The organism is Marvinbryantia sp. (genome assembly GCF_047017445.1).
Taxonomy (GTDB): Bacteria; Bacillota; Clostridia; order Lachnospirales; family Lachnospiraceae; genus Marvinbryantia.
This window is the reverse complement of the sequence record NZ_JBKXTT010000002.1, coordinates 232,155-255,662: the sequence shown is the minus strand read 5'-3', so window position 1 is coordinate 255,662 and position 23,508 is coordinate 232,155. Positions and strand designations below refer to the sequence as shown.

At 51.2% G+C, this 23,508-nt stretch carries 16 protein-coding genes; 15 read left to right on the top strand and 1 reads right to left on the bottom strand.

Annotated elements, in window-relative coordinates:
- Positions 1–7: 7 nt before the first annotated feature.
- From ACLU9Q_RS03125 to ACLU9Q_RS03065, 13 genes are all read left to right on the top strand, one after another.
- Positions 8–1,531, top strand: a complete 1,524-nt coding sequence (locus ACLU9Q_RS03125) for an alpha-L-fucosidase (RefSeq protein WP_296831729.1) — start codon at positions 8–10, stop codon at positions 1,529–1,531.
- Between the two features lie 128 nt (positions 1,532–1,659).
- Entirely contained in the window at positions 1,660–3,462 is a 1,803-nt protein-coding gene (locus ACLU9Q_RS03120; protein WP_296831727.1) for a sensor histidine kinase, read from the top strand.
- Positions 3,455–4,993 carry a response regulator gene (locus tag ACLU9Q_RS03115; RefSeq protein ID WP_296831725.1) on the top strand — a complete coding sequence of 513 codons (1,539 nt, stop codon included), beginning with the start codon at positions 3,455–3,457 and terminating at the stop codon, positions 4,991–4,993. The genes ACLU9Q_RS03120 and ACLU9Q_RS03115 overlap by 8 nt, the downstream gene beginning before the upstream one ends.
- 213 nt (positions 4,994–5,206) lie before the next feature.
- Positions 5,207–6,142, top strand: a complete 936-nt coding sequence (locus ACLU9Q_RS03110) for an ABC transporter permease (protein ID WP_296831723.1) — start codon at positions 5,207–5,209, stop codon at positions 6,140–6,142.
- Positions 6,143–6,157: 15 nt separating this feature from the next.
- A complete protein-coding gene (locus ACLU9Q_RS03105) occupies positions 6,158–7,054 on the top strand; it encodes a carbohydrate ABC transporter permease (protein ID WP_296831720.1) in 897 nt (298 codons plus the stop codon).
- Positions 7,055–7,117: 63 nt separating this feature from the next.
- The gene (locus ACLU9Q_RS03100; RefSeq protein ID WP_296831718.1) at positions 7,118–8,758 is read left to right on the top strand and encodes an extracellular solute-binding protein; all 1,641 of its coding nucleotides are present in this window, start codon (positions 7,118–7,120) and stop codon (positions 8,756–8,758) included.
- Between the two features lie 284 nt (positions 8,759–9,042).
- On the top strand, positions 9,043–10,011 hold the full coding sequence (locus tag ACLU9Q_RS03095) for an Rpn family recombination-promoting nuclease/putative transposase (protein ID WP_296831716.1): 969 nt from the start codon (positions 9,043–9,045) through the stop codon (positions 10,009–10,011).
- 169 nt (positions 10,012–10,180) lie between these two features.
- Positions 10,181–12,514: an alpha-xylosidase gene (gene yicI, locus ACLU9Q_RS03090; RefSeq protein ID WP_302592288.1), complete on the top strand. Its 2,334-nt coding sequence runs from the start codon at positions 10,181–10,183 to the stop codon at positions 12,512–12,514.
- 48 nt (positions 12,515–12,562) lie between these two features.
- The gene (locus ACLU9Q_RS03085; RefSeq protein ID WP_302592289.1) at positions 12,563–14,704 is read left to right on the top strand and encodes a glycoside hydrolase family 3 C-terminal domain-containing protein; all 2,142 of its coding nucleotides are present in this window, start codon (positions 12,563–12,565) and stop codon (positions 14,702–14,704) included.
- 117 nt (positions 14,705–14,821) lie between these two features.
- On the top strand, positions 14,822–15,859 hold the full coding sequence (locus ACLU9Q_RS03080; RefSeq protein ID WP_302592291.1) for an alpha/beta hydrolase: 1,038 nt from the start codon (positions 14,822–14,824) through the stop codon (positions 15,857–15,859).
- Between the two features lie 214 nt (positions 15,860–16,073).
- Complete coding sequence (locus ACLU9Q_RS03075; protein WP_302592292.1) at positions 16,074–17,459, top strand: condensation domain-containing protein; 1,386 nt, start codon at positions 16,074–16,076, stop codon at positions 17,457–17,459.
- An 85-nt stretch (positions 17,460–17,544) separates the two neighbouring features.
- A complete protein-coding gene (locus ACLU9Q_RS03070) occupies positions 17,545–17,781 on the top strand; it encodes an acyl carrier protein (protein WP_296831706.1) in 237 nt (78 codons plus the stop codon).
- 5 nt (positions 17,782–17,786) lie between these two features.
- Positions 17,787–19,334, top strand: coding sequence for an AMP-dependent synthetase/ligase (locus ACLU9Q_RS03065; protein WP_412624640.1), 1,548 nt, complete (start codon positions 17,787–17,789; stop codon positions 19,332–19,334).
- Here the strand turns inward: ACLU9Q_RS03065 and ACLU9Q_RS03060 are convergent.
- On the bottom strand, positions 19,331–19,933 hold the full coding sequence (locus tag ACLU9Q_RS03060) for a TetR/AcrR family transcriptional regulator (RefSeq protein ID WP_412624639.1): 603 nt from the start codon (positions 19,931–19,933) through the stop codon (positions 19,331–19,333). The genes ACLU9Q_RS03065 and ACLU9Q_RS03060 overlap by 4 nt on opposite strands.
- 165 nt (positions 19,934–20,098) lie before the next feature.
- Between ACLU9Q_RS03060 and ACLU9Q_RS03055 the strand changes: the two genes are divergently transcribed.
- Both ACLU9Q_RS03055 and ltrA read left to right on the top strand, forming a co-directional pair.
- Positions 20,099–21,517, top strand: a complete 1,419-nt coding sequence (locus ACLU9Q_RS03055; RefSeq protein ID WP_412624638.1) for an alanine/glycine:cation symporter family protein — start codon at positions 20,099–20,101, stop codon at positions 21,515–21,517.
- Positions 21,518–22,010: 493 nt separating this feature from the next.
- Complete coding sequence (ltrA, locus tag ACLU9Q_RS03050; protein WP_412624637.1) at positions 22,011–23,402, top strand: group II intron reverse transcriptase/maturase; 1,392 nt, start codon at positions 22,011–22,013, stop codon at positions 23,400–23,402.
- Positions 23,403–23,508 lie beyond the last annotated feature (106 nt).

The following is a 23,508-nucleotide window of genomic DNA, read 5'->3' as shown; positions in this document are numbered from 1 at the left end:
TGATACAATGAAAGGAGAAAGGCCGGTGCGCCGGTTATCACAGAAAGAAAATGAGGGAGCGGTTATGCAGCAGGAGCTTGAGCGGATCACGCGTGTGATTGGGGAGGGACCCTACCGCGACGACTGGGAGTCGCTTGCAGGAATGGAGATGCCTGCATGGTTCGGACGGGAGAAGTTCGGGATTTTTATTCACTGGGGGCTTTACAGCATTCCGGCACACAATAATGAGTGGTATTCCCGCAATATGTATATTCGGAATAAGGAGGAGTGGGAGTATCATCGGCGGACATACGGCGATCATACCGTATTTGGCTACAAGGATTTCATTCCGTTGTTTCGGGCGGAAAAATTCTGCCCGGACGAGTGGGCGGAGCTTATCAAAGCGTCCGGCGCGCGCTACGTATTTCCGGTGGCGGAGCACCACGACGGCTTTCAGATGTACAAAAGCCGTATTTCCTGCTGGAATGCGTATGAGATGGGACCGCGCCGCGATATCCTCGGCGAGCTGAAGGAAGCCGTAAAGGCGCAGGGACTTCACTTCTGCACGTCCTCGCACCGGGCGGAGCACTGGTTTTTTATGGGACACGGAAAGGAATTTCCAAGCGATGTAAAAGAACCGCTTCGGCGCGGCGATTTTTACTGGCCGGCGATGGAGGAGCCGGACAATCAGAGCCTCCAAAGTCAGCCGTATCCGGACGAAGAATTTCTGCAGGACTGGCTTTTGCGCACCTGCGAGCTGATCGATCATTATCAGCCGGAGCTTCTGTATTTCGACTGGTGGATTCAGCACGAAGCGTTTAAGCCGTACCTGAAAAGGGTGGCTGCCTATTATTATAATAGAGGAAAAGCCTGGGGAATGCCGACGGCGATCTGCTACAAGCACGACGCGATGATGTTCGGAAGCGGCATCCCGGAGGTAGAGCGAGGGACGTTTCGCGAACCGAAGCCGTATTTGTGGCAGACGGACACCTCTATTGCCCGCAATTCTTGGTGTTACACGGATACGCTGGAATACCGGACGGCGGAGGAAATTCTGCGCCTTCTGATCGAGGCGGTCAGCAAAAACGGAAATATGCTGCTGAATATCGGACCGCGCGGGGACGGCAGTATCCCGGAGACGGACCAGAAAATTCTGCGCGGGATTGGCGCCTGGCTGAAGGTGAACGGCGAGGCAGTTTATCATAGCCGTGTGTGGCGCGTGAGCGCGGAGGGACCGACGCAGGCGGCGGAGGGGCAGTTTGCCGACATGAAGCCCCTGCGGTATACGGAGCAGGATTTTCGTTTCACGGCGCGCGGCGACAGCGTGTATGTATTTGTAATGCGATATCCACAGTCCGGCTGCCTTACGGTGCGTTCCCTGCGCGATGCAAGGGATCAGAATCTGCCGGAATTTCACGGGCTGATCAAGCATGTATCGCTGCTGGGGGAGCGGGAAAATATATCCTGGCATACAGATGGCGACGGGCTGCACGTAAAAATACCGCTGCGGCAGCAGACGCTCCCGGCAGTACTGCGTGTGAAGATGAAGTAGAGGGCTGGCGGAGCTATGTGCGGGAAAATGGGGCTGCGGTGCCACGTGCGGAGAAAAAAGGATCTGCGGTGCTGTATGCGGGGAAGACGGATTTGCAGGGATGAGGAAAAGAACGTGTGGGAGGAAGCATGGAGAAGATAAAAGCCGGATTTCAGAAGATCATTGGGAAAATTCTCGGAATGAAGCTGCGCTACCGTATGGTGCTTCTGTATCTGCTGGGCGGAGCGCTGCCTTCCCTCTGCATCGGAGTGTATCTGATCAGCGGCTCGAAGCGCACTTTGACGGATCAGGCGAAAACCGCCGAGGTCACGGAGATGGAGATGGTACGCCAGCAGACGCAGGAGCTTTTGTCCACGGTTTCTATGGTGTCAAAATATTTTTTCTTCGATGAAAAGCTGGAAAATATTGCGGCGAAGGAATACACAGATTACCAGGAGATGGTAAATGATTTCCGCGATTATACCGCTTTTACGCAGTATGGAAATTATTACAACAATCGCATCTCGTGGATCAGCGTATATATGGAGAACGATACCCTGCGGGGAAATTCTCATTTTGTGAAGGTGGACGACGAAATCCGGGAGCAGGAGTGGTACCAGGCGGCGAAAAATAAAAAGGGCGGCGCGATCTGGCAATATCTGAGAATGGATACGGAGGGGTATGAGAGCCTTACGCTCACGCGTCTGATACGGACAAAAAAGGGTGAGGAGGTCGGCGTGCTGGTAGTGTATATCCGTCCGGGATATCTGACGGAAATTCTCGGAACGGGCGGCAGCGATGTGATGCTGGTGCTCAACGGCGAGACGATGGTGGCAAAAAGGACGGCAAACACGGTCGATTTTGCGGACATTTGCGAGCTGTTGCCGGAGCCGGACGGTGAGACGCACCAGTCTGATATCACAGTCGGAAGGGAAAAATATGTGCTTACATGTGCAGGCATTGAGATCCCGGAATCGGGGGACTGCATTCAGATTGTCAGCCTGCGCTCTCTGGACGAAATTCTTGAGGAAGTAGACAAGCAGAATCGCGGCAGTATCATTATCTTTATGATGGGCGCCGGACTGTCTGTGATGATGATCATCGGCTTTTCCTGGTCGTTTGGAAAGCGCGTGGGGCAGTTCCACGAGCAGATGCAGCGCGCTGCGGCGGGCGAGTTTGATCTGGTCAGCACTCTGGGCGGCAGCGACGAAATCAGCGAGCTTTATGATTACCTGGGCACGATGATTTCTGAGATCCGCAGGCTGCTCTCGGAGGTTTACCGCGAGCGGCTGCGCGCAGAGAAGCTGAAAACGGAACAGAAGGATGCAGAATACAAAATGCTTGCCAGCCAGATCAATCCGCATTTCCTCTATAATACGCTGGAGACAATCCGCATGAAAGCGAGGGTGAACGGACAGTACGATATCGAGCGCCTTGTAAAGATGCTTGCCAAAATTCTGCGCAAGAATATCCAGGCGGGCAGCCAGGACGTTACCCTGCAGATGGAAACCGATCTGATCGAGTGCTATCTGGAAATTCAGAAATACCGTTTCGGAGAGCGCATACAGTATCAGATATACATCGAAAAGGATCTGGAGGAGTACCATGTATTTCCGCTGCTGATGCAGCCGATCGTGGAAAATTCCATTATCCACGGTCTGGAGATCAAGGAGGGTATCGGACATATCGACATTACGGTTATCCGCCAGGATAAAAATGTGTGCATCACGATCCGGGACGATGGCGTCGGCATGGACCAAGAGACTTTGAAGAAGCTGCGCGAGAGCATGAATCGTGAGACGCAGACGAATAAGCACATTGGCGTAGGCAATGTGCACCGGCGTATCCGCCTGCGGTACGGCGATGAATACGGTATACAGATAGACAGTACGCCGGGCGGCGGTACCACCGTGATCATTTTGCTGCCAGGGGAGGAGAAAAATCATGTATAAAGTAATGATTATCGATGATGAGGAAATCGTGAGAATGGGCATCCGCGATTTGATCGACTGGGAGAAAGAGGGCTTTTGTATCTGCGCGGAGGGCAGGGACGGGCGCGACGGTCTGGAGAAGCTGCTGCAGTATGAGCCGGACGTTGCGCTGGTCGATATCAAAATGCCGGGGCTTTCCGGCATCGATCTGATCCGCGCTGCGCGGGAGAAAAACTATAATGGTTATTTTGTCATCCTCACCGGCTACTCGGAGTTTGAATTTGCAAAATCCGCGATCCAGCTTGGGGTGAAGGAATATCTGCTAAAGCCGATCGATGAGGACGAGCTGACCGATATCATGCGCAAGCTTTATCGGGATATCTGCAAAAAGGAGGGCGAGCTTGCCTGGCACAGCAGCAACGAGGAAATTGCAAGGGAAGAGCTTCTGCGCCGGATTCTTCTCCGCCTGGAGAGCCGCGAAAAAATGGAGGAGCAGATGAAGCGGTACCAGATGGATTATTCCGGTCCGGTGTTCTGCGCGGCAGTCATTTCCGATAAGGATCTGATGCCGGGAAATGAAAACCGCATTTTCACGGAAAAGGTGGAGGAGCTGCTTGGCAGCCGCGATCTGTGTGCGGACCGGGTGCTGATGGACAACTGCGTGGTGGCCATCCAGAAGGACATGGACTACCGGACGTGGGCGAATCTTCTGGCACAGAAAAACGCCCGCATCGGAAAAAGATTCGGGCATGAGCTGGTAATCGCGGTCGGGCATAACGTGAGCAACTGGTATGATCTCACCCATTCCTATGAGTTCGCAAAATATCTGCTGGAGCATGAATTTCTGTTCGGAGGCTGCAGCGTGATGTCGATGGACACGATCGAGAACCAGGGTCACATTGCGGAAAATCCGTCCGTCGATTATTTCTGCATGCTGATCGAGGTGGGCGATATGGACGGCATCGCCAGGTGTGTGAAGCGGTTCCGGCAATACTGTCTCAAGGGCATGATGAAGGAGATGGATATCAAGATACAGGTAATGTATAACCTCATGCAGATACGTAACTGGGCAGAGAAAAAATACGAGGTGCAGAAGCTGGGACCATCGGATCTGATGGAAAAAATTAACGGCGTGGAAAAGCTGGATGATCTGATGGAGGGCTACTGCGGCGCGCTGCAGGAGTTGTGTATTAAAGTGGGCTGCGCAGGTTCCGATAATGTTATTAAGCGCATGTACTATTATATGGAGCGTAATTACGACAAGGATCTGCGGCTGGAGGCATTCTCCAAAATGTTCCACTATAATAGCAGCTATCTTGGCAAGATTTTCCGCAAGGAAATGGGCGACAGCTTTAACAATATTCTGGATACCATACGCATCACAAATGCCAAGCGTCTGCTTGCCGAGACGGATCTGAAGGTATACCAGATATCGGAGCGCGTGGGCTACTCCAACATCGACTATTTCTACTTAAAATTTAAAAAATATGTGGGCATCAGTCCAAGAGAATACAAAAAACAGGTCGAAGCGCCTGATACAGAAACTGTATAAAACAACGGACAGTACCGGAAAAGATGTGAGCAAAATGACACGGCAACGCTTCTTCGGTACTTTTCTTTTAGACAATATGCAGAAAAAAACCCCCTCAGTTTTACCTTTTTGAGTAAAAACAAGAAAAATTCGGGTAAAATTGTAAATAATTTCAGGGTATTAAAAATTTCAGCAAATTTTTATAATATCTTTAGAAAAGGAGGGAGCGACACTATGAGTAAAAAGAAAAAAGAACGTGTGGCGAAACAAAAATTCAGTCTTGCTCTGATGTGGAAACAGCGCTATCTGCTATTGATGTCTGTTCCGTTTCTGATCTGGCTGATCATCTTCAAGTACGTACCACTTTGGGGCTGGACGATGGCATTCCAGGAGGTAAAGCCAAATTCCTTCGCACTTCCGATATGGGAGCGGAAATTTGTAGGCTTTGACAACTTCATCAAGGCGTTTACCGACCGTCTGTTTCCACAGACAATGATCAACACCATCGCGATCAGTATCATCGGCATCGCGCTTGGCACCTTCGCGGCGATCGTATTTGCATTGCTGCTGAACGAAATCTGCTTTAGCAGATTCAAAAAAGTGACACAGACGATTTCGTATCTTCCGCATTTTGTATCCTGGGTTATCATCGCCAGCATTGCAAAGATGCTGCTGAATGACGGCGGTGCGATCGATACGCTGCTCAATACGAAGCTGCATCTGATGTCAACGAATTCCCCCATGTTCTGGGTAGTTGTATGTCTCATCAATGTCTGGAAAGAGGTTGGATGGGATGCGATCGTTTATCTTTCCGCGATGGCAGGTATCGACAAAGGGCTTTACGAGGCGGCGGAGGTGGACGGCGCAAACCGTTTCCAGAGAATGTGGCACATCACCCTGCCGGGTATCAAGCCGACCGTTATCGTACTGCTGATCATGAGCGTCGGAAGCGCGCTGAACGTTGGAATGGAGCGTCAGATGCTTCTGTCAAACGGTATCGTGCAGGATCATGCGATGGTTCTTTCCTGGTTCGCATATGTCCGCGGCATCGGCGCAAACAATTACGGTCTTGGTACTGCGATCGGTATGTTCCAGTCTGTAGTCGGTGTTATCCTACTGCTGATCGCAAATAAAATAGCCGGTATGCTCGGCGAGAGCAAGCTGATATAGAAGGGGGAGCGCAAAATGGCAAGAAAGAAAAAAGAGGCAGAAATGATTACTGCAAAGCGCGCAGGTGCATTTGACTACGTGCTGCTGGTGTTCTTTCTGTTTGTGATATTTATTACACTGTACCCGTTTTTAAATGTGCTTGCGATTTCCTTCAACGACCCGATGGATACGATGAGAAATGTAAACTTCATCATCCCGCGTAAGTTTACTTTAAGCAACTACATTTACATATTCACGGAAAATAATCTGATGAGCCCGTTCATGATGTCGATTGCGAGAACCTTAATCGGTACGGCGGCAGGCGTGATCTGCACGGCAATGATCAGCTACGTGCTCAGCAGAACGGATTTTTACTTTGTAAAACCGTTCACCGTAATCTTTGTTATCACGATGTATGTGAGCGGCGGCATGGTTCCAGAATACCTGCTGCTGATGAGAACTTTAAAGATGGGCAACAGCTTTGCCGTATACATTATACCGGGACTTGTCTGGGTATACAATATTATCCTGACGCGTTCCTTCATTTACGGTCTGCCGATGGCGCTGCAGGAGGCGGCGAAGATAGACGGCGCGAACGACTTTGTTATCTGGGCAAAGATTATTCTTCCGCTCTGCAAACCGGTGCTTGCAACGGTGGCGCTGTTCGTGGCGGTCGGACAGTGGAACTCCTTCATGGACACTTATCTGTATGCGAGAGAGCTGCCGACTTTGCAGTATGTGCTGTACGAGATTATGGAGCAGGCGACGATCAAGATCGATCCGCATGCGGCAAACCAGATGACCAGCGCGGTGTCCCCGCTGTCGGTTCGTATGGCGATCACAATCGTGGCAACCGTTCCGATCCTGATCGTATATCCGTTCCTGCAGAAATACTTCGTAGGCGGCATGACCGTCGGCGCGGTAAAAGACTGATGCGATATTAATAAGTCAAAAAGCCCGCGGTGACGGGGCTTTATAGTAGAAAGGAGAATAACTATGAGAAACAAAACATTGAGACGTGCAGGCGCACTTGTACTGGCAGCAGCGACCGCAGCATGCAGCTTTTCCATCCCGGCGATGGCGGAAGGCGGAGATGTCATTGAACTGACATTCTACAATGCGGACGGACAGGAGGATCCGTGGACAGATCCGGTGGCGGAGGCGATCACGGCGGCAACCGGCGTGAAGCTGAAAACGGATTACCCGGTAAGCTCCGACGACCAGAAGATCGCACTGATGATCGCAGAACAGAACTTCCCGGATATGATCTATGCAAAGGGCGACGCACAGAGCCTGATCGACGCGGGCGCGCTGATTGACCTTACCGATCTGATTGAAGAGTATGGTCCGAACATCAAGAAGATGTACGGCGAAGAGTTTGACAAGCTGAAATATTCTGTAGACGATCCGTCCATCTATCAGCTTTCCTCCTATGCGATCGGCGGAACCGTATTCAAGAGCGCGGGTACCGCGCAGCTGCAGTGGGATGTGCTCGCTGAGAATGACTATAAGATCCCGGAGACGCTGGATGAGTTTGAGGCGATGCTGAAGAGCTACATTGAGGCGCATCCGCAGACGGACGACGGCATGGATACCATTGGAATTTCCCTGTCCACCTCCGACTGGCACTGGATGATCACGCTTGGAAATCCGGCAGGCTATATCGCAGACGGCGCGCCGGACAACGGACAGTGGCTGATCGATGACGAGTACAATGCAACATATAAATTCCGTTCCGAAAAAGAGAGGGAATACTTCAGATGGCTGAACAGAATGTACAATGAGGGTATTCTTGATCCGGAATTTGCAACGCAGACACATGAGGACTATATTGCAAAGATCGCTTCCGGACGCGTACTTGCACTGCTTGATACAGACTGGGATTACCAGGATGGCGAGAAGGTGCTGATCGCGGACGGCAAACTTGGCAAGACCTATGCTCCGCTTCCACTGACAATGGACGCAGATACAAAGTGCCCGACACTGATGTATCAGGGTCTTACCACCGGACAGGGCGTCGGCATCACGACCGCATGCGAAGATCCGGTAGCAGCAATCAAATTCCTTGATTTCCTTTGCTCCGATGAAGGACAGGTACTGGTCAACTGGGGTATCGAAGGAGAAAACTATCTCGTAGATGAGAACGGGGTGCGCTATCGTACGCCGGAAGAAGTGGAATACGCAAATTCCGATAAGGATTATGCAAAGAAAACCGGCGTTGGCTTCCACGCATATCCGTTCCCGGTTTACGGTGCCGGCGTGCTCGACGAAACCGGCAGCACCTACACAACCGTAAGCAGAGACGCTGTGATCGCTGAGTACAACGATGCGCAGAAGGCTGGCTGCGAGGCATGGGGCGTGGATCTTCTGCTGGATGTATTCCCGCAGGCGGATGAGTTTGAGATACCGAAGTATTCTCCGGTATGGGCATACGCAAAACCGGCGGAGTTCGACGAAATCGGCGACCAGCTCGATGAGATCGCATGGTCCTCTCTGATCAGCTGCATCATCGGAAGCGAAGACCAGTTCGACGCAAACTACGACGAAATGCTGGCGGAGCTTGAGGGCGTTGGCATGGCAGACGCAGAAGCAATGCTCACGGAGATCGTAAAAGAGAGAGTATCGCTGGTAGAGTAATTTTTAAAGCAGCGGGGGAATCCGAAATGGATTCCTCCTTTTTACGCCGCTGGCACAGTAATAGCCGCTGGTTTACATATCATATGATTTATAAAAATGACTTGCACAATTTGAAATCTCATATTATAATTTATATGCAACAAGAAAATAATATTGACTTCTGCTGCTTCCTGTGATATAGTGTTTTTAACGAAAGCGTGCTAATCTGTAGTTTCTGGATTACAATTCAAAGCCGTTCGGCTGCACATTTCAGAAAAATACTATAAAAAACAGGAGGATGGAAATTGGCGGAAAAAGATATTATTTTAAAGGAGTACCAGAGGGACAGCAGGCATTTCTGCGATTTTGTAAACGGGGCGCTCGCACAGGGCAGACCGCTGCTGAAAAGAGGGCAGCTTGTCACGGTGCCGACAGAGCTGGTACTGGTAAAGGACATGGAAGAGGATGATGAGAACGCGGTTGTGAAAACCGTACAGCGCTTCCGTGATATCACCGGGAAGGCAGGAACAGATAAGAATGCGGGATACATCATCGTTGCAATACAGAACCAGACAACCGTGGATTACGGGATGCCGTTGCGCGTAATGCTGGAGGATGCCCTGGAGTATGATGTGCAGAGACGCACAAAGAAAAACCAGAAGCTTCATAAAGATGAGAAGCTCTGCCTGGTAATCACGCTGGTTTTTTATTATGGCACCACACCCTGGAGGGCTCCTTCAGACCTTGCGGAGATGATAAGCGTTCCGCGGGAATTCAGAGAGCTCAGGGAATATATACAGTCGTATCCAATCGTGGTGGTGACGCCGGAAAACGTCGATACCGCCTGCTTTCGGGGTGGCTGGCGGGAGATTTTAGAGATCCTGAGGCGGCAGAACGATGAGAAGGAAATGGAACGCTACCTGGAGGATAACCGGACAATATACGAAAAACTACCGGAGGATACCAACCGGGTAATCTTTGCCCTGACGGACCATCTGGACTATTACAGGGAATTAAAAAAGAAAGGGGAGAAAATCACAATGTGCAAGGCATTTACTGACCACTACAAATCGGGAGTGGAAGAAGGAAAAAAGCAGGGCATGAAGCGTGGAATAAAGCAGGGAATAAGGCAGGGCATGGATACGGGTATCCGTGCGGTGATAGAAACCTGCCGCGAACTTAAGATACCCAGAAATGAAACGAAAAAGAGAGTTATGGATAAATGCCGGATTACAGAAGAAATGGCAGACAGGTATATGGCAAAGTACTGGTGAAAGGGGATCTTTTGGTGAGATGTCTGCTGCCGTTTCTGCTTCCGGAATATCCGGCGGATGCTGGAAAGTCAGATTAATCCTGTAGTTTATCTTAAATTTTTAGTGTGGAATCTCTGTTTATGGTATGATAAAAGTATTATGAAAATGATACAGACGGAGGTATGACAATATGAAATTCGGAAACGGATGCTGGCTGCAGAAGGAAGGCTGCGAATGCTTCTCCCCGCAGGAGGTTTATTTTGTAAAGAAAGATGAGAAAATGGTAACGCTTGTGTGCCCGACCATGCGGATTGAGAAGCGCGGCGACACTCTGGGAGGAATCAATCTGACAATCGAGGTTACGTCTCCGGCGCCGGAGGTTCTGCGCGTGAAAACGAGCCACTATCTGGGCGTGTGTAAAAAGGGACCGGAGTTTGAGCTGAATTGCGGCGAAAACGTACCGCTTAAGGTGGAGGAGACGGAAAGCGAGATCCGTATTGCCAGCGGAAGCCTGGCGCTGGTTGTCACGAAGCTGCCGTTCACGATGACCTACGAAAGAGACGGCGAGCTGCTTTCCAGGGGCGCAAACCGTGATCTTGCGTATATGAAAACAAACTGGAAGGGCATGGCATATGACAAGGGAAGCGATGACGCTTACATGCGCCAGCAGCTTGGACTTTCCGTGGGAGAGCTGGTCTACGGACTCGGCGAGCGCTTCACAGCATTTACGAAAAACGGACAGAGCGTTGATATCTGGAACGAGGACGGCGGCACCAGCACGGAGCAGTCCTACAAAAACATTCCGTTTTATCTGACAAACCGCGGCTACGGCGTCTTTGTCAATCATCCGGAGAAGGTGTCCTTTGAGGTGGGGACGGAGCAGGTATCGAAGGTGGAGTTTTCCGTGCCCGGCGAGAGCCTGGAGTATTTCGTGATCAACGGACCTTCCATGAAGGAGGTGCTGATGCGCTACACAGATCTGACCGGAAAACCGGCGCTCCCGGCGCAGTGGACCTTCGGACTGTGGCTGTCCACCTCCTTTACGACGAATTACGATGAAGAGACCGTTATGAGCTTTATCGACGGCATGGAGCAGCGCGGTATTCCGCTGCAGGTGTTCCATTTCGACTGCTTCTGGATGAAGGAATTTCACTGGAGCGATTTTGTGTGGGACAGCCGCGTGTTCCCGGACCCGGCGGGAATGCTGGCGCGCATCAAAGCGAAGGGGCTGAAAATCTGCGTGTGGATCAATCCGTACATCGCGCAAGAATCCTGTCTGTTCGCGGAGGGCATGGAAAAGGGTTATCTGGTGAAGCGCACAAACGGCGACGTCTGGCAGTGGGATATGTGGCAGCCGGGCATGGCGCTGGTGGATTTCACAAATCCGGATGCCTGCCGGTGGTTCCAGGATAAGCTGGAAGCGCTGCTCGACATGGGCGTGGATTGCTTCAAGACGGATTTCGGCGAGCGCATCCCGACGGAAAATATCGCATATTATGACGGCTCCGACGCGGTGAAGATGCACAACTTCTATACCTACTTATATAATAAAACCGTTTATGAGCTGCTGGAGCGCAAAAAAGGAAAACAGGACGCGGTGCTGTTTGCGCGCTCAGCGACGGTCGGCGGACAGAAATTCCCGGTTCACTGGGGCGGCGACTGCTGGTCTACCTACGAGGCGATGGCGGAGAGTCTGCGCGGCGGTCTGTCGCTGACGATGTCTGGCTTCGGCTACTGGAGCCACGATATTGGTGGTTTTGAGCAGACCTCTACGGCGGATGTGTATAAACGCTGGTCTGCATTCGGGCTGCTTTCCTCCCACAGCCGTCTGCACGGAAGCGGTTCCTACCGCGTGCCGTGGCTTTACGATGAGGAAGCGGTGGACGTTGTGCGCTTCTTCACAAAGCTGAAAATGGAACTGCTGCCGTACCTGTACAGCAGCGCTGCAGAGACGTCCCGGACAGGCGTTCCGGTGATGCGCAGTATGGTGCTGGAATTTGAGCGCGATCCGGCCTGCCAGTACCTCGACAGGCAGTATATGCTCGGCGAAAAACTGCTGGTGGCGCCGATTTTCAACGACCGCAGTGAGGCGTCCTACTATCTTCCGGCAGGAAAGTGGACGAACTTTTTCACAGGAGAAAAATCAGACGGTGCTGTATGGAGAAACGAAAAGCACGGCTATCTCTCCATTCCGCTGTGGGTGCGTGAGAATACCATTCTGCCGGTCTGCAAAGAGATAAAGCGCACGACGGATTCCTATAAGGAGCAGCTCACCTTCCAGGTTTACGAGCCTGGGGAACATGTAGATACAACCGTTTACCAGGATGCCGAAAAAGCGACGTCTCTCGCAATCGACCGCACAGAGCAGGGAATCCGCTGCAGGGTGGACAGTGCATACGGCTGCCGGATCCGTTTTGTGAACTGTATCTTAAAGAGTGTAGAAGGTGCAGAGCTTACCATATGCGGAAATGATTCTGTAGTGACGGTGGCAGAGCCAACGGCAGAAATCTTATGTGAGCTTTAAAGCGCCGGAAAACAGTATTACAGAGAAAGGAATATTTTGGGCGAAGCTATGACAGATAAAGAAATACGGCAGAAAGCCGGGGAAATTTTAGAAAAGCTTACATTGGAGGAAAAGATCGGCATGATCCACGGCGCACAGCTTTTTCAGACGGCGGGTGTGGAGCGGCTTGGAATTCCGCCGCTGGTAATGTCGGACGGACCGATGGGCGTGCGGCAGGAATTTGCGCCGGATGCGTGGAAGCCGGTCGGAAACAGCGATGATTATGTGACCTATCTTCCCTGCAATAGCGCGATCGCGGCGACATGGAACCGCGAAATTGCGCACGAGATGGGCAGTGTGCTCGGCGCAGAGGCGCGCGGAAGGGGGAAGGATGTGATCCTTGCCCCGGGCGTGAATTTAAAGAGAAGTCCGCTCTGCGGAAGAAATTTTGAGTATTTCAGCGAGGATCCCTATCTGACGAAGGAGCTGGCGTCGGCGTACATCCGGGGCGTGCAGGCGTGGGATGTGGCGGCATGCGTGAAGCACTTTGCGGTGAACAACCAGGAAACGCAGCGCCTCTGGGTGGAGGTGGAGATCGACGAGCAGGTGCTTCGCGAGCTTTATCTTCCGGCATTCTACGATGCGGTGAAAAAGGGAGGCGCGTACGCCGTGATGGGCGCCTACAATCGGCTTTACGGCGAACACTGCTGCCAGAGTGATTTCCTGCTGCGCAGGATACTGCGCGAGGAGTGGGGATTTGACGGCGTGGTCATTTCTGACTGGGGCGGCGTGCACGACACGGAGAAGGCGGCTCATTCGCAGCTAGATATCGAAATGTCTGTGACGCCGGACTTTGACGATTATTTTATGGCGGAGCCGTTGAAGAAAAAGATTCTGGCGGGCGAAATCCCGGAGAGCACAGTCGATGAGAAGGTGCTGCACATTCTGATGCTGATGCTGCGCCTGCACATGATCGGGGACGAGCCGCGAAAGAGTGGTACCTATAATATACCGGAACACCGCGCAAAAATGCTGGAGGCGGCGCGCGAATCGGTGGTGCTTCTGAAAAATGAGAACGGCAGGCTGCCGCTTGCAAAGGACGCACTGAAAAAGGTGCTATTGATTGGCGAGAATGCATCCTGTGTACATTCAAATGGCGGCGGAAGCGCGGAGATTAAGGCGCTTTATGAGATTACGCCGCTGATGGGACTGAAAACGCACCTGGGCGGAAATGTGCAGGTGGACTATACGCCGGGCTACTGCCGTGACAAAGCGGCGGAGAGCGATACCAGCTGGCAGGAGACGAGCCTGGAGAACGGCGGCGGACAGACAGCGGCCGGGGACGATCGTGCGGCGGATAATGCGCAGACTGCACGGGAAATGAAGGAAAAGCGCGCCGCGCTGCGCGGGGAGGCTGTGCGCCTTGCAGGGCAGTATGACACTGTTATCTATGTGGGCGGTCTTAACCATGACCACGACAGTGAGGGCAATGACCGCAGAGATATGAAACTGCCGTATGAGCAGGATGAGCTGATTCTTGAGCTTTTAGATGTGAAGCCCGATATGGTAATTGTGATGATGGGCGGAAGTCCGGTGGAGATGGGACAGTGGGTCGACCGGGCGTCAGCCGTTGTCTGGCACTGGTACGCCGGAATGGAGGGCGGCAATGCGCTGGCGGAGGTGCTCCTTGGTGAGACGAATCCTTCCGGAAAGCTGCCGGAGACTTTCTATAAAACGCACACCGACTGCTCTGCGCACGCGCTCGGCGAATTTCCGGGCACGGATACGGTGGCGTACCGCGAGGGCAGATATGTGGGCTACCGCTACAATGATAAATACCGGATCGAGCCGCAGTTCTCGTTCGGATACGGGCTGTCCTACACCTCGTTCGAGTACCGTGACGCTGACATTGATCCGGAAACCGGCATTCTGACCTGTTATGTGAAAAATACCGGGGCAGTTGCGGGCAAAGAAACCGTGCAGGTCTACCGCCGCGACCTGGCGGACGACGCGCCGGTCATAAAGGAGCTTGCCGGATTTGAAAAAATCTATCTGGAGCCGGGCGAAGAAAAACGCGTGGAGATTACCGTGGAAATGTGTAATGATGCCGGAACGGAATACACGGCGACAACGGAATCTTCCGCCGGGATACGAAGCGTCGAAAACACAGATGCACAAGAGCGCTGCGTATACTGCGTTGGCTGTTTATAATGAAAGTATTATATTTATCCCTGCAGTTTTTATGGAAAAGCTGTGGGGATTTTCTTTTGCAGAATTTGTTGAAAAGATAAAAATAAACATTATAATAGAAGGTGTCAGGAGGGAAATATGGATAGTAGAAAACGAACGGGAAAAGATAAAGATGGAGTGGTTTTCCCGATTGCTCCAGTGAAAAAGAAAGAATTTGAAGTTTTAACGATCGCGGCGGCAGCAGCCGCAGGCTTTATGGCGCTCGGATGGTCTTTTTTTGACATGACGGTTCGCTGCAAAAAAAATCGGAAGCAGATAAAGAAGCAGTGGTTTTCGCTCTCCCATGCAAAGATCAACCATCCACGGCACAAGTTTGAAAAGGAATATGAGGAGGGCGTGGCGTGGTTTAAGGCGCAGCCGCTGCAGGACTGTTATCTCCGCAGCCGGGATGGACTGCGGCTTCATGCCAGCTATCTGCCTGCCGAAAATGCAGAGCGCATTGTCCTTCTGAGCCATGGATATAAGGGCAGCGGTTATGGGGATTTTGCATACACTGCACAGTTTCTCCATGAGCACCACTGCAGTCTGCTGCTCATCAACCAGCGGTGCTGCGGGGAGAGCGAGGGAGAATATATCACCTTCGGCGCAAAGGAGCAGCAGGATGTTCAGGACTGGACGTGGTACCTTGCGAAGCGCAACAAAAACAAGCTCCCAATCTATCTGTACGGGGAATCTATGGGAGCTTCGTCGATCCTGATGGCGTCGGGACATCCGCTGCCGCGCGAGGTAAAGGGACTGATCGCGGACTGCGGATTCAGCTCCATGAAGAGACAGATGCAGGACATGGCGGCAAACTGGTTCCATCTGAAATGGATAGGACTCCTGTTGTTCAGGCTTGAGCTTTTCTGCCGGATTTTTGCGGGCTTTTCCATGAAGGAGGCGGATACCACGGAGGCATTGAAGAAAAATGAGCGTCCGGTGCTGTTTTTCCACGGCATGAAGGATACCTATGTAATGCCGGAAAACACCATGCACAATTACTCTCTGTGCAGCGCGCCAAAGGAGCTTGTGCTGGTGCCGGAGGCGCGCCACCTGTGCAGCGCTTATGAGGCGCCGGAGTTATACAGGAGCAAATTGCTGGAGTTTTTTCAGAAATATGACGAGACGCCGGCTTAAAGTAAAAAGGAAGAAAGTAAGGAAATATCTGTAAAGCATATCGTAAAGGACGGCCAGGTAATACTGGCTGTTTTTTAGTTGTCCTGCATGTTTGGCGTCAGGAAAAACGTCTCGGTCAATTTTATGTAAAATGTTTGTTAAATCCCCGAGGGGGTAGAAATTAAAAATAAAATGTGTTAAGTTCTCTGTCGAAGAAAAAAACAGGAGGTAACACATGAGAGAATATTATCCATTAACAGCAGCGCAGAAGATGCATCACAACTGGATTCAGAAATACCAGACGCAGCAGGTGTCAGGTGTGAGCGTGGTAGCGTCCCTGCAGTCGCCGCTGGATTTTGGACTTCTGAAAAAATGTATACAGTTAGAGATAGAGCGTTACGGGTGTATGCGCATCCGTTTTACAAAGCCGGATGAGAAGGGCGAGGTGAAGCAGTATCTTGTGGAACAGGATACAAGAGATATCCCGCTGAAGGATCTCTCCGGAATGAGTATGCAGCAGGCGGATGCACTGATGCAGCAGTGGGCTTACGAAACCTTCGACGGCGACGATATTCCGCTTTGCGATGTGACGATGCTGCGCCTACCGGAGGGGTACAACGGATTTTTCATCCATATGGATCACCGGCTGATCGATTCCTGTGGTCTGGTTGTGATGATCAATGATTTGATGCAGCTTTACACACATTACCGATTCGGCGCGGCGTATCCGCAGGATCTGGCAGATTTTGAAACCGTGCTGGAGAAGGACTTAAAGAGAGCAAACAACGAGAAGCGGTTTGCAAAAGACAAAAAATTCTGGGACGATCAGCTTAATACGCTGGGAGAGCCGCTGTATTCTGATATCCAGGGACCTTCCGTTCTGGAGGCAGCAAGAAAAAAGCATAAAAACCCGATGCTGCGGGCGGCGGATATTGAATTGAAAAATCTGTTCGTGGAGGTGAAGGACTATCAGCTAGAGCCGGAGCCGACGAAGAATCTGATTGATTTTTGTATGAACCATCAGCTTTCCATGACAAATCTCTTATTGCTTGGTATCCGCACGTATCTTTCGAAGGTGAATAACGGGCAGGAGGACATCACGATTGAAAACTTTATCTCCAGACGTTCCACGCACGATGAATGGACATCGGGCGGCAGCCGCACGATTATGTTCCCGTGCCGGACGGTGATCAGCCCGGAGACGGATTTCCTGTCAGCGGCATATGAGATCCAGAATGTGCAGAACCGCATTTATATGCACAGCAATTACGATCCGGCGCTGATCGAGGAGGAAATGCGCAGAAGATATCACACACCGGAAAATACAACGTATGAAAGCTGTTACCTTACGTACCAGCCGATGCCGGTGCAGGTGGATAACCCGCATCTTGCCGGGATCGGGCAGCATGCAAAATGGTTCGCAAACGGCGCGGCGACGAAGAAGATGTATCTGACCGTGTCACACACTGCGAACGGCGGTATGAACTTCTCTTATCATTATCAGACAGCGCAGCTTGAGGAGCATGATATGGAGCTTCTGTATTATTATATGATGCGCATTCTGTTCAAGGGAATCGCCGAGCCGGACATGAGCATCGGGGAGATCATGGAGCAGGTGTAAAGGATAACGCGGCTGCAGGAAACGGACAGAAAATGCAGAAAGATATTTGGAAAATATTGATTTTTAGTATATGGAGGAAGAAACTATGACACAGGAAATGCAGTTTAAAACGATCGCCGCACAGTATTGCAGCGTAAAACCGGAGGACATGACAGACGATATGAGGTTCCGCGAGGATCTGGGATTCAGTTCCCTTGATTTTATGTCCTTCCTCGGCGAGCTGGAGGATACCTTCGACGTGGAGCTGGAGGAGGAAGAGGTTGCACAGGTTCTGACGGTTGCAGAGGCGCTTGCTCTGCTGGAAAGATTACAGGAGGAATAAAAGAGATGCTGATTCGTGATATTCTGGAAGAGAGCGGAAGAAATTATGCGGAGATTCCGGCGATAAAATGGTTAAAAAAGAAGGAGATACAGGAGATAAATTACCGCGGACTGCTGGAAAATGTGATGGCGGTGAGAAAGGGACTGCTCGCGGAAGGCTTTTCTGGAAAGCATATTGCGCTGATCGGAAGCAGCTCCGCGGAGTGGGTGGAGAGCTACCTGGGAATTATCACCGGAAGCACGGTTGCCGTGCCGCTGGATGTAAATCTTCCGGGCGAGGATCTGATCGATCTTCTTAACCGTTCCGACGCGGCGGGCTTGTTTCTGAGTCCGAAGCAGAAGGGACTTCTGGAGCAGATCCGGGAAAAATGTCCGAAGCTTCAGAAAATCTGGATGCTGGAGGATGCGGCGGCATCGCAGACTGACAGTGCGGAAATCTCTAGTCTGGCGGATTTAAAAGCAGTTGGCGCGGACAGTGCGGCGGACGCCGACAGACCGGATCCGGAGGGAATCGCGACGATTATTTTCACCTCCGGAACGACCGGAAAGAGTAAGGGCGTCATGCTGACGCAGAAAAATCTGGCGGAGAATGTGAAGGCGGTGCAGTATACCGCGAAACCTGGCAGCGTGCTGCTGAGCGTGCTCCCGATCCATCACGCGTTCTGTCTGGTGATGGACTGGCTGAAGGGATTTTCGCTTGGCACCACCGTATGCATCAACGATTCTCTCCTGCATATGGTGAAAAATATGGGTGTATTCCAGCCGGAGGTCATGCTGATGGTTCCGCTGATGGTGGAGACGATTTACAAAAGGCTTGCCGCAGCGGACGCCTCCATTCCGAAGCAGATGGTCGCAAATGCCGTATTTGGCGGAAGGCTGCACACGATTTTCACCGGCGGCGCGCATCTCGATCCGTATTATATTGAGAAATTTGCCCAGTACGGCGTGGCTGTTCTGGAGGGCTACGGCATGTCGGAGTGTTCCCCGGTCATCAGCTCCAATACACCGGAGGATCATAAAGACGGCTCCGTTGGCAGACCGCTGCCGAATGTCGAGATCGCGTTTGACAATGGAGAAATTCTGGTGCGCGGAAGCAGTGTGATGAAGGGCTATTATCAGATGCCGCAGGAGACGGCGGATACTTTAAAGGATGGATGGCTCCACACGGGCGACAAGGGCTATCTTGACGAGGACGGCTTCTTATATATTAACGGGCGCGTCAAGAATCTGATCATTCTCTCCAACGGAGAAAATATTTCCCCGGAGGAAATTGAAAATAAGCTGGCACTCGGCGCTCTGGTAGGCGAAGTGGTTGTAACCGGCGAAAATAACGGGCTTACGGCAAGGATTTTCCCGGATCCGGATGTGGCGGCAGCAAAGGGACTGGATGCGCAGGTGATCCAGGCGGAACTGCAGGCATTTATAGATCAGTACAATAAGACGCAGCCGACCTACCGCCAGATCACCGGGCTGGTTGTGCGGAAAAATCCGTTTATCAAGAGCGCGACAAGAAAAATCAAGCGGCAGGAGGTCCTGATTGACGAGCCGTGCTAAGACATAAACGGCAGCATCCCGCCCACGAAGGCGTGCGTGAGGATATCCGCGATCGTCTCCGGCGAGCTGCGGAAATCCTCCATGATCCATTTGTGCAGCACACCGATGGTACTGCCGATCGCGCAGGCGATCATGTAGGCAAATTCTTCTTTGCTGCTGTGCGACGGAGCGGTGGTGCGGGTGACATTTGTCACATACTGATGAAGCATGGTCAGGGTTTTCTCAAAAAATCCGTCCCCCTGCGGGTTACATAAAAGATTCGCCAGAAACGGATTGGTCTTTGTGTAATTGCAGATGGTGAGAAAAAAAGATTTACACATATCATAGTCATTCTTCGGGTGAAACGTCTCCATGAGAGAAAAAATATCATGGATGGTCTTGTCCTCGATGGCGTTAATCAGAGCTGGAATATTTTCGTAGTGATTGTAAAAGGTGCTGCGGACAATTCCGGCTCGTTTTATCACATCTGCTACCGTGATCTTATCCAGCTCCTTTTCTTTTAAAAGCAAAAAGAAAGCGTCGTAGATCGCTTCGTCAGCGACGGAATAGCGCTCATCAGATTTTTCATCAAATCGTGTATCCGGTATTTCGTAATTCATAAGGCTCTCCTGTGGGGATAGATTTCAGGTAACTATATTATACCACAGATCGGGCGGCGAAATGAACGAAAAATATAGAATCTTTTTGAAGCATATGGATGACAAAATACGTTCGTTCGTTTATACTAATAGTTAAAAAACGAAAGATATGGAGAATACCCTGACATGGAAATGATGCAAGCATTTGGGCAAAGTCTGATAAACATTGTACTGGCAGCGTACGAATTTTTGTGGGGCGATCTGGTGACGATCCCGCTTCCGGGCGGCGGCAGCGTGGGGCTGTCGCTGCTGATCCTGATTCTTGTTCCTGTGGGAGTTTATTTTACGATCAGAACGCGGTTTGTGCTGGTGCGTATGTTTCCGGAGATGCTGCACATTGCCGTGGAAAAGAAGCAGGAGACGCAGAAAAACAGTATTTCCGGGCTGCAGGCGCTGATTGTGTCTACCGCTACCCGGGTCGGTATGGGAAACCTGGTGGGCGTGGTGGCGGCGATCTCGGCAGGCGGCGCGGGCGCGGTGTTCTGGATGTGGGTGCTGGCGCTGCTCGGTTCCTCCACGGCGTTTGCGGAGGCGACGCTTGCGCAGCTTTACCGCCAGAAGGATCCGCTCTACGGGGGCTACCGCGGTGGTCCGGCTTATTATATCCATGCCTTTGTGATGAGAAAAAGAAAGCACAAGGCGCGCAAAAGCGTTATTGCCGCATTGTTTGCCCTTTCCGGGCTGATCTGCTGGTGCGGTATCAGTCAGGTGATCAGCAATTCCGTCACCTCGGCGGTGGATAATGCTTTTTCCGTTCCGCCGCTTTATACCACGATCGTACTGGTGGCAGTGGCGGCGGTAGTTGTTCTGCGCAAAAATGCGACCGTGAAGGTGCTTGACGTGATGGTGCCGGTGATGGCGGGCTGCTATTTTCTGATGACGATTTTTGTGATCGTGAGAAATGTCGGCGAGCTTCCGGCTGTATTTGAGCGGATTTTTGCCGAGGCATTCGGGCTGCGCCAGGTGGCGGCGGGCGGCTTCGGCGCGGTGCTGATGAATGGTGTGAAGCGCGGGCTTTTCTCGAATGAAGCCGGCTCCGGCTCTGCGCCCTGTGCGGCGGCAGCGGCGGACGTCACGCATCCGGCAAAGGCGGGACTTCTGCAGGCGTTCGGTGTGTTTGTGGACACCATTGTGATCTGCACCTGCTCGGCGATGATCATGTTGCTGGCTCCGGCGGAAAAAATTGCGGGGCTTGCGGGGATGGATCTTCTGCAGGAGGCGATGCGCTATCACTTTGGTGATTTCGGCGTGGTATTTATCGCCGTTATATTGCTGCTTTTCAGCTTTTCCACATTTATTGGCATTTTGTTTTATGCGCGTTCCAATGTCGCGTATCTGTTCGGCGATAACTGGTTCTCGCAGACCGCTTATAAATGCGTTGCGCTGGTGATGCTCTTTATCGGCGGGCTTGCCGCCTACACTTTCGTGTGGGATCTCGGAGATGTCGGCATCGGGCTGATGACCATTTTCAATATGGTGGCGCTGCTGCCGCTGTCCGGGGAGGCGGTCGCCGCGCTGAAGGATTATGAGAAACAGCGTAAGTAACTATAGTCACACAGGCTGGGAATCTGGAAACAGGTTCCCGGCCTTATTCATAGTGCGCCTGGCGGCGCACGTTTCCAACAGGTGCAAGTCCTGAATCCGCCCGGTAGTGGGAAGGATATAGCCGAAGGCAAGGGTGTCCATCGAGAGGTGGAATCTGAAGGAAGCTGGATGTGGGGAACATACTAACCCACGGGCAAATCTCTGGTCTGACGAACAGAAATCACATATGAGGTTATGCATGAGGGTAAGGCTGCTATGCAAGTCGAAGCCCAATAACTACACGGAATCATGCATGATAAATGTGGCAGATGGATGGAGAGAAGGAAACGTGTGGTACCCGGGGAGGTCTGTGTGATACGCTCCGAAAAGAGTAACCAACACTGAAAAGTGTTGCTGAACACACAGAAGTCAGCAGAGGTCATAGTAGCCGGGAGGCGAAGGACCGAATCAGTAGGAGTCTTAAGTATGACCGGGAAAGGAGGAATGACCGCCCATGACAGAAAACACAAACAGTGGCTGTTCGCAAAGAGATAGTGCGGAACATGAAGGGTATGCGAAAGCGTCAAGGTCGTTCAAGCGGATATGGAAAGAAAGAGACAGTGCACAGCCGAAGCTCTTGGAAATGATTCTGTACAAAGATAATCTTAACAGAGCGTACAAAAGAGTGAAAGCAAACAAAGGGGCGGCAGGCATTGATGGAATGAGCATCGAAGAAGCCCTGCCATATCTAAAGGAACATCAACAGGAGTTAATTAACCGAATACTTAGAGGAAAATATACTCCATCACCAGTGAGAAGGGTTGAGATTCCAAAATCAGACGGTGGTGTGCGAAAGCTTGGCATACCAACAGTGATAGACCGAACAATCCAACAGGCAATAACGCAGAAGTTAGTGCCAATCTATGAACCATTGTTTGCAGAAAACAGTTTTGGATACCGTCCGAACAGGAGCGCAAAGGATGCAATCATAAAGATTAAGGAGTATGCGGAACAAGGCTACACATTTGCGGTAGCCCTTGATTTGTCAAAGTATTTTGATACCTTAAATCACGAGATTCTCATAAATCTGCTGAGACGGAATGTAAAGGATGAACGTGTAGTGCAGCTGATTAAGCGTTGTCTGAAAAGCGGTGTAATGGAAAACGGAGTGGTCATAGAAACAGAAGAAGGCTCGCCGCAAGGCGGAAATCTGTCGCCATTGCTTGCGAATATCTACCTCAATGAGTTCGACCAAGAATTCATAAAGAGAGGTGTTCCGTGCATCAGATACGCAGATGATATCGTGCTTCTCGCAAAGAGTAAGCGTGCATCAGAGCGGTTGCTGGAAAGTAGTACGAAATATCTTGAGGAAAAGCTGAAATTAACAGTAAACCGAGAGAAAAGCCGTATGGTCAGCGTGTTTGCAATCCGAAATTTTAAGTTCCTTGGCTTTGCATTGGGAAGGAACGGAAGTGGAATTTATGTCCGAGTTCATCCAAAGTCATGGAAAAAGTTTAAGTCAAAACTGAAAGACCTATCTTCCCGTAGGTCGGTACAGAGTATCAAACCAAGCCTTGAGAAAATCAAAGTGTATGCAAGAGGTTGGCTGAACTATTACGGAATAGCAAGCATGAAGAACAACATAGATGACATCAATGGATGGCTCTATCACAGGATACGAATGTGTATATGGAAACAATGGAAAAAGCCGAAAACAAAGGTGCGAAACCTAATAAAGATGGGAGTACCAGAAGATTTGGCGAGGAAGGCGGGAAACAGCCGCCGGGGCTATTGGTTCACAACACATACAGTAGCCGTAAATATGGCAATGACAAAAGAAAGACTGATAAGCAGTGGCTTTTATGATTTAGCCACAGCCTATCAGTCTGTGCACGTCAACTATTGAATGCGCCGGATACGTGAACCGTATGTCCGGTGCTGTGAGAGGACGGGAGCTAATCACTCCCTCCTACTCGATTGCAGACGTCAGTCCCGCCTCACAATAAAATAAA